Origin of the sequence: Geminocystis sp., assembly GCF_041753295.1 — a bacterium.
Lineage (GTDB): Bacteria > Cyanobacteriota > Cyanobacteriia > Cyanobacteriales > Cyanobacteriaceae > Geminocystis.
The window spans coordinates 1-15,533 of record NZ_JBGSUU010000059.1 but is presented as its reverse complement, the minus strand read 5'-3'; the positions used below and the strand labels follow the sequence as shown (position 1 = coordinate 15,533).

Below are 15,533 nucleotides of genomic sequence, written 5' to 3'. Positions count from 1 at the left end.
TAAGACTGGATCTATTTTTTGACACCAGCGATTAAAACATGGTGGCATTGATGAAGATGTTGTTTCTTTCATTTTGACCTAAAAACGTTATAATACAAAAATTATAACCTAATTTCTTTTATCGTTTTGTTTAAGTACCGCTAGTAAAATAATGCTTACACGTCTTAAATCTTTTCTTAATAGGGTATTTCCGAGCAATTTTAAGCTCATATCCTCTGGAATATTAGTTTTCCTCATGGTTATAGGTTCGGGAGTCTTTTTTGCCCCTGCGATCGCCCAACAAATTCGAGGTACATCAGGTTCTCCTAGTGCGATTATGACGGTTAAAGGGGATCAACTTCCAGCACCTGAGCAACCTTTTGGGGGAGTTATTAACCGTAATGTCTCAGATTCTAAACCCTATTGGCAACCTCGTATTCAACCGCCTAAAGATGCCCCTAACGTCTTGTTAATTATTACCGATGATGTGGGTTTTGGTGCTCCTTCCACTTTTGGCGGTGTTATTCCTACTCCTGCTCTCGATCGAGTGGCAAATAATGGCTTAAGATATACTAACTTTCATTCTACCGCCCTTTGTTCTCCCACCAGAGCGGCTTTAATTACAGGACGCAATCATCATTCGGCAGGATTTGGTGTGGTTTCCGAAATGGCGACGGGTTATCCGGGTTATGACAGTATTATCACCAAGGATAAAGCAACGGTGGGTAAAATCCTCAAAGATAACGGTTATGTCACCTCATGGTTTGGCAAAGATCATAATACTCCTGCCTTCCAAGCTAGTCAGAATGGCCCTTTTGATCAGTGGCCTATCGGTATGGGTTTTGATTACTTTTATGGTTTTGTCGGTGGCGATACCAGTCAATGGCAACCCAACTTATTCCGTAATACTACTGCTATTGATCCTTATGTGGGTAAAAAAGATTGGAATTTGACTACGGCTATGGCGGATGATGCCATCGAATATGTTAATCGTGTCAATAGTTTAGATCCCAATCAACCCTTTTTCATCAAATATGCCCCCGGTGGCACTCATGCCCCCCACCATCCCACCAAAGAATGGGTAGATAAAATCCACAATATGCACTTATTCGATAAAGGTTGGAACGCTTTAAGAGAAGAAATTTTCGCCAATCAAAAGAAATTAGGTGTTATTCCAGCAGACGCAAAATTAACCCCTTGGCCTGATGATTTACTGAAAAAATGGGAAAATCTCACCCCTGATGAGCAAAAAATGTTTATTCGTCAAGTGGAAGTTTTTGCCGCCTTTTTAGCCTATACGGATCACGAAATTGGGCGGGTTATTCAGGCAGTGGACGATATTGGTAAACTAGAGAACACCGTTGTTATTTATATCAGTGGGGATAACGGAAATAGTGCAGAAGGTACTATGATGGGTACTCCCAACGAAGTAGCAATGTTTAACGGCATTGATGTACCTGTAGAAGTGCAACTCAAAAATTTCTATGATGTGTGGGGAAGTGATCAAACTTATGGTCACATGACTGTACCTTGGACATGGGCATTTAGTACTCCTTTTTCTTGGACAAAACAGATTGCCTCTCATTTGGGCGGTGTGCGTCAAGGTATGGCCATTTCTTACCCTAAAGTTATTAAAGACAAAGGCGGTATTCGGAATCAATTCCATCATGTGATTGATATAGTTCCCACAATCTTAGAACTAACAGGTATTCCTCAACCAAAAATTGTGGATGGTATTGAACAAAAACCCATAGAAGGAGTAAGTTTAGCCTATACCTTTGATCCTAAAAATGCTTCTTCACCATCTACCCATAAAACTCAGTATTTTGAGATGTTTGGAGATTATGCCCTTTATGATCAAGGTTGGATCGCCAGTACTAAAGTTGTGCGTCCTCCTTGGGTAACAGGAGGTGTCGGCAATCTTGATCCCGCATCATCACCATGGGAATTGTACGATTTAACTAAAGATTGGACTCAATCTAACAATATTGCCGATCAAAATCCTCAAAAACTGAAGGAATTACAGGATTTATTTTGGAGTGAAGCCAATAAATATCAAGTTTTACCCCTTGATGGTTCTGTAACACCTCGTTTAATTACCCCTCGCCCTAGTCTTACGGCAGAACGTAATGTGTTTACCTATCGAGGAGAGTTAACAGGCATACCCAACGGTGATGCACCAAATGTTTTAAACACCTCCTATAACTTTAAAGCCGAAGTCGAAATTCCTCAAAACGGAGGAGAGGGGATGATTGCCACTCAAGGAGGACGTTTTGGCGGTTATGGTTTTTATCTGCTCAAAGGAAAACCTGTTTTTGTCTGGAATTTAGTGGACTTAGAAAGAATCCGTTGGGAAGGACAACAACCCATATCTTCGGGTAAACATACCGTAGAATTTGACTTTAAATATGATGGTTTAGGCATGGGTACTCTTGCTTTCAATGATTTAAGTGGTATTGGACGCAGTGGTACTGGAGTTCTCAAAGTTGATGGTAACGTGGTGGCTACCCAAAAAATGCCGAAAACCTTACCTCTTATTTTGCAATGGGATGAAAACTTCGATGTTGGCGCTGATACGGGTACACCTGTTGATGATGCCGATTATCAAGTACCTTTCCAATTTAACGGTAATCTCGATAAGTTGACTTTGACGATCGATCATCCTCAATTAAGCCCTCAAGATATTGAGAAACTACAACAAGCCCAGAGAAATAATAAAGTTTCTGAATAGTTTAGCTCTTAATCGCCCCCTTAATCCCCCAAGTTTGGGGGAAATAACGATTGAACTCCCCCAGATTTGGGGGTTGGGGGGCTTAAACTTAAAGGATCAACTAACCATAGTTACAACATATTTAATTAAAAATTGAAAAATCATGAACAAAAAATCTCTTTCTGCTTTATTTACCGTTAGTATGCTTACCTTGACTGTTTCTGTGGGTAATCTGATTACTAATAAATCTGTGGAGGCAAAACCAGCCCCAGAAACCAAAGAAGTTTCTGATCCCGTACAACTGCTTTTCGTGCAAAATTCTGTCAAAGGTAGTTATGACGGTAAAAGATTAAATCTTAATGGAGTGGGTTCGACTATCTTTTTTAGCGATCGCCCAGAACGTATTTCAGGTCATGTACAAAATGTCGAATTTATCCGTCATTGGGATAAAGGCTCAGATAATTTTGCTTCTAATCCTCCTAACGCTACATTATCGATTTTTGGTGAAAAAGGTGTTAATAGCGTAGTAATTGAATTAACTAATCCTGAGTTAGAAAATAATAATCTTTCTTATCAAGTGAAGGTTTTACAAGGAGAATTACCTGCTAACTTCCAAGAATCTTCTTTATTTATCGACATTTTAGGACGTTGGCGTATGTATGGAGCAGGTGTTGCGGCCGGAGCCGCCATGGCTGGTGCTGATAGTTATTATTATCACCCTCCTGTGGTTGTTGCTCCTATAGCTCCAGTTTATACACCACCTGTCTATGTTGCCCCCCGTCCCATAGTAGTTTATTAAATACTTTTGTATAAATCACCAGAAAACTCTTTGGGTTCTTCTGTTTGCTTCTTTGCACCTTTGCGAGAAACAAATAATACTGTATTTGTACGAAAGACTTTATCCATCATGAAAATTAAATTATCTCTGTTACTATGCCTACTCTTTTTATTACCCTGTTACAGTGCATTCTCACTACCCACAAACAATAACACCATGACACAATCTATGAACAATATCAGCGAACAAGAAGCCTACGAAATTGCCATTGAGGCTTATCATTATCTATATCCCCTAATCATGATGGATATTTCTCGAAAAGTATTTACTAACTATCCATCAGGGGAAAAACCCGGATTTGGTCCGATGAACGAATTTACGAGTTTACGACAATTTCCACCTGCCGATTTACGAGTGGTAGTACGTCCTAATTTTGATACCCTTTATACTGTAGCATGGGTTGATCTTACAAAAGAACCAATGATTGTCTCCACCCCCGACACTCAAGGACGTTATTACCTTTTGCCCATGTTAGATATGTGGACGGATGTATTTGCTGTACCGGGTAAACGTACCAGTGGCACTCAAGCTCAAAATTACGCCATTGTACCTCAAGGATGGCATGGAGAATTACCCCAAGGAGTGGCAAAAATCGAATCTCCTACCCCTTATTTTTGGATTATCCTACGCATTCAAACCAATGGGGAGGAAGATTATCCAGCCGTCAATAAGTTACAGGATGAGTTTAAGTTGATTCCTCTTTCTCAATGGGGTAAAACCGTTAAACCTGCGGAAGCGGTTATCGATCGCACTGTGGATATGAAAACCGATCCCCTGACTCAAGTCAATACCATGTCACCAGAAAAATATTTTAGCTACGGTGCAGAACTGATGAAGTTACATCCTCCTCACATCACCGATTGGTCAACTTTAGCTCGTTTAGAGCGTATTGGTATTAAAGTAGGGGAAGATTTTGACTTTAATAATGCCACTCCTGCGGTGCAAACAGGATTACAACGGGCTGTGGTGGATGGCTTAAAAGTTATGCAGGAAAAAATCCCTACCCTCGCCCCTGTTATCAATGGTTGGCAAATGAATACTAATTCTATGGGAGTGTATGGTAATTATTATCTCAAAAGGGCGATCGTTGCTATGGTGGGATTAGGGGCAAATCAACCTGAAGATGCTATTTATCCTATGAATGTTTTTGATGCCAATGGTAAACCCATGGAAGGTAAAAATAATTATGTATTGCACTTTGATAAAGATGAGCTTCCTCCCGTAGAGGCTTTTTGGTCGATTACCATGTATGATGCAGAGGGTTTTCAAGTAGCGAATAAGCTTGATCGTTTTGCTATCGGCGACCGAGATACTTTAACATATAACTCCGATGGTTCACTTGATATATATATTCAACACGAATCTCCTGAACATAACAAAGTATCTAACTGGTTGCCTTCTCCTGCGGAGGGTGTATTAGGAGTAACAATGCGTTTATATGCCCCAAAACCATCGGCTCTTAATGGGATTTGGAATCCTCCTGCTGTAAAACAAGTAGATTAGATCTTAATCAATCTTGTATAAGTACTTAAAAGGATCATGGAACATTTAGAAAGTGGATTAGGATTTCTTATTGCATTTCTCAAATTTTTATTAGAGGCCATTGCTGTTTTTTGCATTCTTTTAGGCATATTAAAAACTGGACAATTAGTTTATAGGTCTAAGTTTAATCGTAATAAAACTTGTTTCACAGAAATTCGACTGGAATTTGGAATGTGGCTTGTATTAGCATTAGAGTTTCAGTTAGGGGCGGATATTGTTGCTACCTCCTTAAGTTCAACCTTTGATTCTTTAGGAAAATTAGGAATTGTTGCCCTAATACGAACTTTTCTTAATTATTTTCTTACTAAAGAATTAGAATCTCAAGGAAATGCAAAAGAAAAATAAATCATAAACTCTAAATGACTTTACCGATCATTGGCTTCATTAAGGTGTTAATTAAATCTTTCAAATTTTTAATTCTATGTTGTTATTCAAAAAATCTTTTATTTTTCTATTGACAGTAACCAGTATTTGTTCTCCTTTAAAGGCGATCGCGCTCACTCCTGAACCAGAAAAAGACGAGCTATTTACTTCTAATGGCTGTGATTGTGCAGAGGATTTAAGAGGAAATTATTTTCAAGAATCAGAGCTTAAAGAACCAAATTTAGATATTTTTAATGTTGATAAATTTAATCAAAATACTAATAATTTATTTCCTCAAATTCAAGCCCAAAATTCGGAAGTTAATATCACAAATGATCTTAATAAATGGCGTTTCCAATTTCAACCCTATGTAACAGTGCCTATAACTACTTACGGCACAGCTACCGCTAGGGGTAGAAGCGTTGATTATGATCTGGATTTAGGGCAAGTGTTAGATTCTTTGAACTTTACTGCCAGTGCGAGAGTAGAAGCATGGAAAGGAAGATTAGGTTTTATTTTTGATGGTTATTACGTTAATTTGGGTGATACGGTTAACTTAAGTAAACAAGTCAGTCGCAATCCTTCCGCTTTAAATTCCTTAAATTATTTAATGAGTAAAGGTACAAATACGAGGGTAACAGAATTAGTTAATAATCTTGAGCAAAAAATTGAGATAGCAAAACAAAATGAACAGTTAAAAAAAGATGAAATTACCCAAGAAATAGAGACAAAAATTGAAGATTTAAAATTTACTATTAATGAAGATTTAGAAAGATTAAAAACTGTCGATATAAAAGTAGAAGAAATAAGAAATAATTTACCGAATTTTGTCGATTCTCGTAATGGTGATTTGAATTTTAAAGACTTAGAAAACCTCAAATTAACTCCTGAAGGTTTTAAGGAATTATTGGCACTAAATATCAAAGATTTTCCTAAAATTCAAGACTTAGAAGAGTTAAATAAAAGAATTGAAGAGACGAGAGTTAGAGAAGTTTTATCTTCTATTCCTGAAATTCAACAAAAATTGACAGAAACTCGTGAGACGATACGGCAGGGTATCGAAACTGTTATTGAAGAAAGAAAAATTGAAGATACAGAAAAGCTACAAGCATTACAAAAAGAATTAGAAGAAGCTAGAATTTTAATCGATCAAGAATTGGCTAAAATTGAACAAACAAAGGATTTTATCGAAAATCGCTCTCCCCAAAATTTAGATATAAGTAGTAATACAAATTTGAGTTTTCAACAGGGAATTTATGACTTTGCCGTAAGTTATCATTTTGGCGAAATTCCTAATTATCGATTACCTGAAAAACCATCAGGGCGTAATTATCCCATTCTCTGGTTTCAACCCATAGCAGGAATGAGACTAAATAACATCAGTATCAATATCGAAGAAACCATTAATGTTGTCGCTACTAGCACTTTAGTTAATTTTAATGGTAGTTTTCAAAATAACTACGGACAGACTCGCACTTGGCTTGAACCGATGATTGGTGCTAAGTTGGGAATGCAATTGAGCGATCGCATTGGGCTATGGTTAAGGGGGGATGCGTCAGGATTCGGATTAGCAGGAGAAACGGATATGAGTTGGAATGTCTTATTTGGTACGGATGTATGGATAGGATACAACACAGCTTTACAATTAGGCTATCGTTTCTATGAAATTGATTACTCTTGGGGTAGTGGTAATAATGCCTTCGGATTTAAAGAAAGTTTTAATGGACCATTTTTGTCAGCAACTTTTCATTTTTAATGATCATTAATAACTCAATACTGCTGGGTTAAGCCCCCTGTTAAACTTGGTAGAAGTCCCCAGTATTGGGGATTTAGGGGCGAACAAAATAACTTAAGCGACTAACCGAAGAGTATTGATTAACAACTGGTTAAATTACTTAAATAAGTAGAATTTTTTTTGCAAATGTCAAACTTATTTCAACATAAAAAGATATTTAGTTTTTTATATTACTTTATTATTAGTATTAGCTTAATTTTACTCATTAAAATTGCTTTGAATAATCAAGTAAATTCATCGTCAACACAACTCCAAGGAAATCTATTAATTTGGCATTCTACAGAGGGAAAAGTTGCCAATATGTTCATTAATGCTGTAGAACAATTTAAAGAATTAAAGCCAGAAGTTAATATTCTTATTCAATCAATTCCAAAGCAAAAAAATCCCTCTTTTTTTATTGAAAAATCCGAAGCAGGTTTTGGTTCAAGTGCTTTAATTATTGATGCAAAAAATCTTACTGAATTACTCGAAAAAAGATTAATTAATCCTATCGATTCCGAATTTATTAATACTTCTATTTTTTCTTCCTCTACCTTAAATCAAGTACGTTATCAAGGAAAAATTCATGGTATTCCATTAGGTTCAAATACAAGGATTCTTTGTTATAATAAAGCAAAATTAGATGCTACAAATGATCCCATTTTAAGCACTCCACCAACGGATTTAGACGGATTAATTCAAAGGGCAATAAAAGGTTATACTCTGGGTTTAGTTTCCTCTTTTGAAGATACTTTTTGGGGTATGGGTACTTTTGGTGGTAAATTATTTAATGAATTAGACTTACTTGAACCTAATCTTGATGGATGGATAAAATGGCTTGATTGGCTCAAGAATGCTTCTGTACAACCTAATGTTATTTTTAGTCGAAATCGTGATATTCTTCATAATGCTTTTAGTGAAAGTAAATTAGCTTATTATGTTTGTGAATCAACAGAAATTCTCGATTTCACTGACAGTTTAGGTGATAATTTTCGAGTTGCTTTATTACCTCAAGGGCAAGGAGGAAAAGCTACTCCTTTAATTTATACCAAAGTGATGGTATTCAATCATAGTAACACAGAGAATGAAAACCATTTAGGATTAGCTTTTGCTAAATTTATCACTAATCCTGAGCAACAATTAGCTGGAATTATCAAAACTCAGAGTTTTATCCCTACTAATCGTAACGTCAATCCTAACGTTGCTTTACTGCCTATTGAATCCGTCTTATTAAAACAAGCTGAGTCGGCGGTGGCTATTCCTTTTAATAACTTACAACAAATTTTATCAATTTTTGAACAAGGAGAAATTCTCTATCAACAAGCCTTTGCTGGGGAAATTTCTACTGTTAAAGCGGCGGAAGAATTAACATTATTATTGAATACTTTTAACAATTGAAAAACATACTTTTATGGAAAATAAAGTTATAACTTTTTCTGATATTGTTCTTAAACAATCAATTTTTTTAAGTCGTTTAGATATTTTAATTCAGTCATTAATTATAGTCTTTATTGTTATTATATCTTGGTTATTATCTAAGGTGTTATGGCATTGGCTACAGCAGAAAAATCCTCAATTTACTACTTTTATTTGGCGAGATGAAAAACTCGAACCTCATGAGTATATTGCCTTATTTTTACAAACTATTGACTTTCCTTTAATTACTTTAATTTTACTTAATATAACGGAGGCTTTTTTTTATAGTCAAAATTGGACAATAGGATTAATAAAATTAGGGGAGAAAATAGTAGTAGTTTATTTAATTTTAAGATGCTTATTAGCATTTTTATATGGTACTTTTCCTTTAAATATTATTCGAGAATATCAATGGAAAATATTTTATCCTTTATTTACCTTATTTGTGTTAAGAAAAATCCTAGATCTAGGAGGAAATTTTGAAGAATTTTCTCAGATAGTTTTAATCAAATTATTTAATAATCCTGTTACTTTTCAATCTGTATTTGCTCTATTTATAGGCTTATATTTTTGGCTAGTAATTGTTACCCTATTAGAAAAATTATTAATAATATTTATTAAACCTAAAACTGCTTCAGATAAAGGAGAAATTCAAGCAAGTATCTTATTATTACGTTATTTTTTAATTACTTTAGGAATTGTGTTAATTTTAGGTTATATTGGAGTGGATGGTAGGGCTGTAACTGCTATAAGTGGCGGTTTATCTGTGGGTATAGGCTTTGCTTTAAAAGAAGTTATTAGCAATTTTGTCAGTGGTATTATCTTATTATTTGAAAAAGTATTAAAACCGGGAGATATTATTAGTATTGAAGGGCAAACCTGTGAAGTAAAAGAATTAGGTATTAGGGCAACTACCGTAAGAATGACAATAGATAACTCAGAAAAAATTATCCCTAATCAAACTTTTTTTACGGAAGATTTAACTACTTATACTGGTAGTAATAATCTCGTTTATTGTTCTGTTTTAGTTGGTGTGGGCTATGATTCTAAACCCGAAGAAGTGATCAATTTATTATTAGAAATTGCCTACAATAACAAAAGGGTATTAAAAAGTCCTTCTCCCATCGCTTTTTTTCTTAATTTTGGTGATTCTACCTTAAATTTTGAACTAAAATTCTGGTTAGATGATGTTAATATAAGAAAAGGAGTTATTAGCGAATTAAACTGTAAAATTTTAAAAGAATTTACTAATAATCATATAGAAATTCCTTATCCCCAAACAGATATTCATATAAGATAAAATATTAAGAAAAGTTAATTTTTTATTATAGTTTAAATAAGTTTGATTATAATAAATAAAATAAGTAAAAAAGGAGAATATAATGTTAATAAATTATATTGATAAAGCTATGGACATAGCCGTTTATGAAATAGTAGAAGATGATCATAGTTATTGGGGCGAAATTCCTAATCTTCAAGGAGTGTGGGCTAATCATGAAACTTTAGAAGGTTGTAGAAGTGAATTAAAAGAAGCATTAAGTGATTGGATTGCTTTGCGTTTAAAATTAGGCTTAGAAATACCCATTATTAATGGTATAAATCTTAACGAAATTAATCAACCACTTATTTCTGTGTAAAAATCATGATAAATTATGCCAAAATTAACACCTGTTTCTTGGAAAGAATTAGTTACAAAGTTAAATGAATTAGGTTTTGAAGGTCCATTTTCAGGAGGCAAACATCCACAAATGTGCAGAGGAAATGTTACCTTAATTATCCCAAATCCCATAAAAAAGAAATTAGTATCCGATTATTGCAAAGAATATTACGTCAAGCTAATATATCTCGTGAAGAATGGTTACATTAATGTATAAAGATAATAAATCTTATTAATTAAAAGGTAATAGAAAATATAGTTTTAAAATTAACTATAAATAATCGATTTTCAATGTAAAAAAAAATCTTAAATAATCATCAAAAAAATGTTCATCAAAAAAATGTCAAAATTTTCTTTATTCGTATTGGGATTAACTTCAACTTTTTTAACTTCATTACCAGTAAAAGCAGCAGAAAAATTATTATTTACTTATGGACCTATTGAGCTATCAGTCAAAGTAGAATCCTTAGAATTATTCGCCAAAGATGGGACAATTAATGAAGATTTAGGACAATATTTAAACAGAATTAGTCCCAAAGATCAAGCTATATTTAGAGAGTCTTTAACGAAAAAAATTGACATTGATGGTGTGAAAGTTTCTCGCTTTTTTAATACGGAAATGGGAGAAAGTATTTTGTTGCGTTTAGGAAAAGGGATTACTCTGGAAGGAGGCAAAAATGGCGGTATCGCTTTACGAGGTGCAATCATACAATCAGCTTTAGATCCATCAGGGTTAACATTACTTAATGTTTTGAAGAAATACCCCACAGACTTACAAATCCAAGGGGAGTTGGTTGTTGGTGCAGCAGAATATGGTAAAAAAGTAATTAAAGCTACAGAAACTTTAGTCAAAGAAATGCGTACTTGGACAGCAGAAGAGGCCACAACTGATCCAGCGACGGATTATAACAAATTAGCTGATATTCGTAAAGCAGGGCCATATCAAATTAAAAAAGAAAAATGGCAGTTAACGGATAAGAGCCGTAACCGTAGTTTTTATGTGAATGTTTTTGTACCTCAAGGTGTAACAAATAATATACCAGTGATTGTATTTTCTCATGGATTAGGAGCAAGTCCTGATGATTACGACGATACTTTGAATCATCTCGCTTCTAACGGATTTTTAGTAGCCGCACCTCAACATATTGGTAGCGATACTACTTACTTTAAAGAAATGTTTGAAGGGTTGAATAAAAATATATTTGATCGGGATGAATTTATCAACCGCCCAAAAGATTTGAGTTTTGTGATTGATGAACTAGAAAGACGTAATCAAGGAGAGTTTCAAGGTAAACTTAATCTCAAAAATGTAGGAGTTTCAGGACATTCCTTCGGAGGTTATACGGTGTTAGCTGTTGCTGGAGCAACCATTGATTTTGATTATTTACAACAGTCTTGCGATCGCCTTTATGGTGGTTTAAATGCCGCAATCTTACTACAATGTAGAGCTTTAGAATTACCTAGAGAAGATTATAACTTCAGAGATCCTCGTGTAAGTGCAGTATTTGCAGGAAATCCCGTTAATCGCTTTATTTTTGGTGAAAAAGGTATTAGTAAAATTACGATTCCTATTATGCTAGGTTCAGGAAGTGACGATCCAGCAACTCCTCCAGCCTTTGAACAAGTCGTACCTTTCACATGGTTGAATACCCCCAATAAATATTGGGCATTAATTGAAGGACAAGCCCATGTTAATTTTAACGAAATCGATGGCGGAATAAAAGAAGCACTTGACTCTACCCTTAATTTGACTTTTCCTCCTCAAGATTTAATTAGTGCCTACGTCAAGGGAATTTCATTAGCTTTCTTTGAAATTCATCTTAATAACAATCAAAATTATCGCCCTTATTTACAGTCTTCTTATGCAGAATATCTCAGTGCAAATAACGAGTTTAAATTGAGTTTTATTAGTGCTAATTCTAGTGATAAATTAAAAGCTGAAATAGAAAAATTTAGATCAGAAAATAACATCAAATAAATTAAATAATTAATTGTACCTATTAATATAGCAATCCTAAATAATTCCTAGCAAAATAAGCATTACAAATTCAAAGGTAAGGGGCTTAAGTCTCTTGTTAAATAATAGGTAAAAAATTATTTGCTATCTTTAAATATTTCACAAATCCTAAAGGGATTGCTATACTATTTTTACTGACTTTAGATATTGATTAAAAAGTGAATTAAAGAATAATGAGTCAAAAATTAAGTTTAGGTACAAGACTATTTTTATCCCATTTAGCGGTGATGATGGTAGGTTTAGTCACTTTTATTTTTATCGCTAAATTTTCTTCTCCCCAATTTTTTGTATTACGATTAGAACAATTAGAAAAAAAAGGTTTTATGACCGTCAGATCTGCTAAAACTTATTTATTAGACGGTTTTGAAACAGCATGGAATCGTAGTGCTTTTTGGTCATTAATTGTAGGCGGTGGTGCGGCAGGATTCTTAAGTTATTATGCTAGTCAAAAAATAATGCAACCTTTAGAAACCATGAAGGATATAACCCAAAATTTTGCGAGAGGAGATTGGGGAGAAAGAATGCCTGAAAGTGAAATCCCAGAATTAACTCAATTTAGCATTAGTTTTAATCGCATGGCTAGTGACTTAGAAGACGTGGAAAAAAGAAGACGTGAATTAATTACTGACTTAACCCATGAATTACGCACTCCTTTAACCGTAGTTAGAGGTTATTTAGAAGAATTAGCCGCCGGAGAGATACAACCAACCTCGGAATTATATTTAAGTTTAGTGGGAGAAACCCGAAGATTAGAGCGTTTAACCCGTGATTTACAGGAATTATCCCAAGCCGAAGCCGGTTATATGTCTATTGATTTAAAATCCTTAGATTTACTCCCTTTATTAACCTCTTTAGTAAGCAGATTTGCAGATCAACTTTTAGAAGATGGTCCTATTTTAACCTTAGATTGTCCTCCTACTCTACCTTTAGTTATGGCGGATAAAGATCGCACACAACAAATATTAGTTAATTTATTAGGTAATGCCATTCGTTATACTCAAACTGGTTCAATTATCCTCAAAGCTGAAGTTAAAAGTCCTTATTTATGGTTAAACGTAATTGATACGGGAGTTGGTATTTCTGAAGAAGATTTACCCCATGTGTTTGAAAGATTTTGGAGAGCTGATCCTTCTCGTTCGAGTTACTCTGGAGGTAGTGGTATCGGACTAGCTATCGCTAAAAGATTAGTAGAATTACAAGGGGGGAAAATAGAGGTAGAAAGCAAACTTAAAAAAGGTACAACTTTCCGATTTTACCTGCCCCTTGCTAATAAGTAATAAGTAATAGACATATTATCTAATAATCATGGTTAAATGTCAATCATGAAGGAGGATAATTTTGCCATGTTTTAATACCAGCTTTTAAACCAGCCCACAAACTACGACTTTGTTTATGAGCATTTTCTACTTGTTTTTTAGCGGTAACTATACTAAGATCAATCTGTTTAACTGTACCTGAAGCACTTTTAACTCCTTCTTTTACCTCTTCACTTAACTCTGTCAATTCCATGTTCGTAGCTTTTATCGCTTCAAGAGTATTAGGAAATTCACGATTTAAAGTATCAAATAATTTTTCAGCACTATTCGCCGCTCGACTCAACTCTTTAGCCACAGGAATTAAAGTAATTAAGACGGCAGTTAAACTAACAGCTACTAAACAAAGGGAGAATCCTAACCAAAAAAAAGGTTCACTCATAACATTTCTTTACCCTTGATTTAGATCATTTTGACTAGCTTCAATTCCAGCGGATATAGCCACTTTTAGGCGATTAAGAGTATTATCCCATTTTTGTCGTGCTGATTCAGAAATCCGATTACTATTGATTTGTACACTAGAGGAAAAATCTTCAGCCATTTCGGGTAAGGCTTGGGCTGTTTTACGCAATACTTTACGATTTTCTTTTCCACTACTGGGAGTTAATAAAATAGTGGTGACTGTAGCTACCACACCCCCAACAATAAAGCCAACGATAAAATTACTATTTTTTTGATTTTCACTCATGAAATCTTCCTTTGTTTAACGGCAACTAAATACAATTCCTCTATTTTACTAACAATAAAGTTTAGTGAAAATAGGACAAAAGCCAAAAGATATTGAAATTGAATTTAAAATTGACATAAAATATATCAAAATAGATGTTCTATTAAATTTTTTTGTACTGATGCAAGATCTCAGTATAAATTTCTACAATTTTAACACTGATTTCCCATTGCTTTTATTTATATGAAAATTATTCGATTAATGCACGGTAAGTTACATCGAGTCAGAGTAACCGCCGCTAATGTAGATTATATTGGAAGTATCTCCATAGATCCTGATTTGATGGAAAAAGTCGGTATTTTGCCCTTAGAAGAAGTGGATATAGTAAACTTAAATAATGCTCATCGTTGGTCAACTTATGCTATTCCAGCCCTTAGAGGTAGTCGGGAAATCTGTCCTAATGGTGGTGCTGCTTTGTTATGTCAACCTGATGATATTCTCATTATTTATGCCTATGAACAATGCGATCGCCATGATATTATGATGAAAGGACATAAAGCGAAAGTATTAGTAGCTGACGAGAATAATAATATAGCTGATTTTTTCGAGCAAACTTTAACTAATAACAATGGTGAAATTGAATTTCAAGAAAGAGTTTTAGGCAATTAGGAATTAATAAAAATCTTCTATTTTCTCCTATTTCCGAAGTAATGTCAGATATTTAATTTTATCCTATAGCTTTTTTTGTAATAAATGTTTGTTCATTTTTTTTGCCTTTCGTGTGTTGACAAATATCAATCTTAAATTCAATTCTCGCTGGTAACTAAATTTTACCTGAGTTGTATTTTTTTTAACAACAGTGCATAATTTAAGTAAAAGAGACTGATATATAAATATAATCTTTCTTTTTTTACAGAATAACTTATAAGTAATATGATCGCTAGAAGATATGAAGTTATCAAAAATGTTGGTAGTGGTGGTTTTGGTGAAACCTTTTTAGCCAAAGATACTCAAATGCCTTCAGGTAAGCAGGTAGTGGTTAAACGCCTTAAACCCGTCAACGAAAATAATATTTCCATGACATTAATTCAAGGTTTATTTGAAAGAGAAGCGAAAGTATTAGAAGAATTAGGGCAAAATAGTTCACAAATTCCCAGTTTATACGCTTATTTTGTGGAAGATGATCAATTTTATTTAGTGCAAGAATATATTGAGGGAAAAAATTTAGCAGAATTAGGGGTAATTAATTGTAGTCAA

General features: G+C 34.1%; 15 protein-coding genes. 13 read left to right on the top strand and 2 right to left on the bottom strand.

Translation table 11 applies throughout. The annotated features are described in order from the left end of the window. Window positions 1-235 precede the first annotated feature (235 nt). From ACEW8E_RS06190 to ACEW8E_RS06140, 11 genes are all read left to right on the top strand, one after another. Complete coding sequence (locus ACEW8E_RS06190) at window positions 236-2,710, top strand: arylsulfatase (protein WP_373479465.1); 2,475 nt, start codon at window positions 236-238, stop codon at window positions 2,708-2,710. A 142-nt stretch (window positions 2,711-2,852) separates the two neighbouring features. After that, entirely contained in the window at window positions 2,853-3,488 is a 636-nt protein-coding gene (locus ACEW8E_RS06185; RefSeq protein ID WP_373479464.1) for a hypothetical protein, read from the top strand. A gap of 195 nt (window positions 3,489-3,683) precedes the next feature. Then, window positions 3,684-5,030, top strand: a complete 1,347-nt coding sequence (locus ACEW8E_RS06180; protein ID WP_373479463.1) for a DUF1254 domain-containing protein — start codon at window positions 3,684-3,686, stop codon at window positions 5,028-5,030. Window positions 5,031-5,066: 36 nt separating this feature from the next. Then, window positions 5,067-5,414 carry a DUF1622 domain-containing protein gene (locus tag ACEW8E_RS06175; RefSeq protein WP_373479462.1) on the top strand — a complete coding sequence of 116 codons (348 nt, stop codon included), beginning with the start codon at window positions 5,067-5,069 and terminating at the stop codon, window positions 5,412-5,414. Between the two features lie 76 nt (window positions 5,415-5,490). Next, window positions 5,491-7,188, top strand: a complete 1,698-nt coding sequence (locus ACEW8E_RS06170) for a hypothetical protein (protein WP_373479461.1) — start codon at window positions 5,491-5,493, stop codon at window positions 7,186-7,188. Between the two features lie 255 nt (window positions 7,189-7,443). Further along, on the top strand, window positions 7,444-8,604 hold the full coding sequence (locus ACEW8E_RS06165; RefSeq protein WP_373479460.1) for an extracellular solute-binding protein: 1,161 nt from the start codon (window positions 7,444-7,446) through the stop codon (window positions 8,602-8,604). 13 nt (window positions 8,605-8,617) lie between these two features. After that, entirely contained in the window at window positions 8,618-9,922 is a 1,305-nt protein-coding gene (locus ACEW8E_RS06160) for a mechanosensitive ion channel family protein (RefSeq protein ID WP_373479459.1), read from the top strand. A gap of 82 nt (window positions 9,923-10,004) precedes the next feature. Continuing rightward, window positions 10,005-10,259, top strand: a complete 255-nt coding sequence (locus ACEW8E_RS06155) for a type II toxin-antitoxin system HicB family antitoxin (RefSeq protein WP_373479458.1) — start codon at window positions 10,005-10,007, stop codon at window positions 10,257-10,259. Between the two features lie 15 nt (window positions 10,260-10,274). Then, entirely contained in the window at window positions 10,275-10,496 is a 222-nt protein-coding gene (locus ACEW8E_RS06150) for a hypothetical protein (RefSeq protein WP_373479457.1), read from the top strand. Between the two features lie 123 nt (window positions 10,497-10,619). Next, a complete protein-coding gene (locus tag ACEW8E_RS06145; RefSeq protein ID WP_373479456.1) occupies window positions 10,620-12,257 on the top strand; it encodes an alpha/beta hydrolase in 1,638 nt (545 codons plus the stop codon). A gap of 209 nt (window positions 12,258-12,466) precedes the next feature. After that, window positions 12,467-13,573 carry a sensor histidine kinase gene (locus ACEW8E_RS06140; protein ID WP_373479466.1) on the top strand — a complete coding sequence of 369 codons (1,107 nt, stop codon included), beginning with the start codon at window positions 12,467-12,469 and terminating at the stop codon, window positions 13,571-13,573. Between the two features lie 43 nt (window positions 13,574-13,616). Here the strand turns inward: ACEW8E_RS06140 and ACEW8E_RS06135 are convergent, their stop codons facing one another. Further along, a complete protein-coding gene (locus tag ACEW8E_RS06135; RefSeq protein WP_373479455.1) occupies window positions 13,617-13,991 on the bottom strand; it encodes a DUF948 domain-containing protein in 375 nt (124 codons plus the stop codon). A 9-nt stretch (window positions 13,992-14,000) separates the two neighbouring features. Then, window positions 14,001-14,297 carry a YtxH domain-containing protein gene (locus ACEW8E_RS06130; RefSeq protein WP_373479454.1) on the bottom strand — a complete coding sequence of 99 codons (297 nt, stop codon included), beginning with the start codon at window positions 14,295-14,297 and terminating at the stop codon, window positions 14,001-14,003. Between the two features lie 222 nt (window positions 14,298-14,519). Between ACEW8E_RS06130 and panD the strand changes: the two genes are divergently transcribed. Together panD and ACEW8E_RS06120 are read left to right on the top strand one after the other, a co-directional pair. Beyond that, complete coding sequence (gene panD / locus ACEW8E_RS06125) at window positions 14,520-14,945, top strand: aspartate 1-decarboxylase (RefSeq protein WP_373479453.1); 426 nt, start codon at window positions 14,520-14,522, stop codon at window positions 14,943-14,945. Between the two features lie 264 nt (window positions 14,946-15,209). Beyond that, a partial coding sequence (locus tag ACEW8E_RS06120; RefSeq protein ID WP_373479452.1) for a protein kinase occupies window positions 15,210-15,533 on the top strand: 324 nt, incomplete at its 3' end.

Coding starts and splice junctions, on each gene's coding strand:
- ACEW8E_RS06190 (WP_373479465.1), top strand. CDS start 236: ATGGTTATAGGTTCGGGAGTCTTTTTTGCCCCTGCGATCGCCCAACAA.
- ACEW8E_RS06185 (WP_373479464.1), top strand. CDS start 2,853: ATGAACAAAAAATCTCTTTCTGCTTTATTTACCGTTAGTATGCTTACC.
- ACEW8E_RS06180 (WP_373479463.1), top strand. CDS start 3,684: ATGACACAATCTATGAACAATATCAGCGAACAAGAAGCCTACGAAATT.
- ACEW8E_RS06175 (WP_373479462.1), top strand. CDS start 5,067: ATGGAACATTTAGAAAGTGGATTAGGATTTCTTATTGCATTTCTCAAA.
- ACEW8E_RS06170 (WP_373479461.1), top strand. CDS start 5,491: ATGTTGTTATTCAAAAAATCTTTTATTTTTCTATTGACAGTAACCAGT.
- ACEW8E_RS06160 (WP_373479459.1), top strand. CDS start 8,618: ATGGAAAATAAAGTTATAACTTTTTCTGATATTGTTCTTAAACAATCA.
- ACEW8E_RS06155 (WP_373479458.1), top strand. CDS start 10,005: ATGTTAATAAATTATATTGATAAAGCTATGGACATAGCCGTTTATGAA.
- ACEW8E_RS06150 (WP_373479457.1), top strand. CDS start 10,275: ATGCCAAAATTAACACCTGTTTCTTGGAAAGAATTAGTTACAAAGTTA.
- ACEW8E_RS06145 (WP_373479456.1), top strand. CDS start 10,620: ATGTCAAAATTTTCTTTATTCGTATTGGGATTAACTTCAACTTTTTTA.
- ACEW8E_RS06135 (WP_373479455.1), bottom strand. CDS start 13,991: ATGAGTGAACCTTTTTTTTGGTTAGGATTCTCCCTTTGTTTAGTAGCT.
- ACEW8E_RS06130 (WP_373479454.1), bottom strand. CDS start 14,297: ATGAGTGAAAATCAAAAAAATAGTAATTTTATCGTTGGCTTTATTGTT.
- panD (WP_373479453.1), top strand. CDS start 14,520: ATGAAAATTATTCGATTAATGCACGGTAAGTTACATCGAGTCAGAGTA.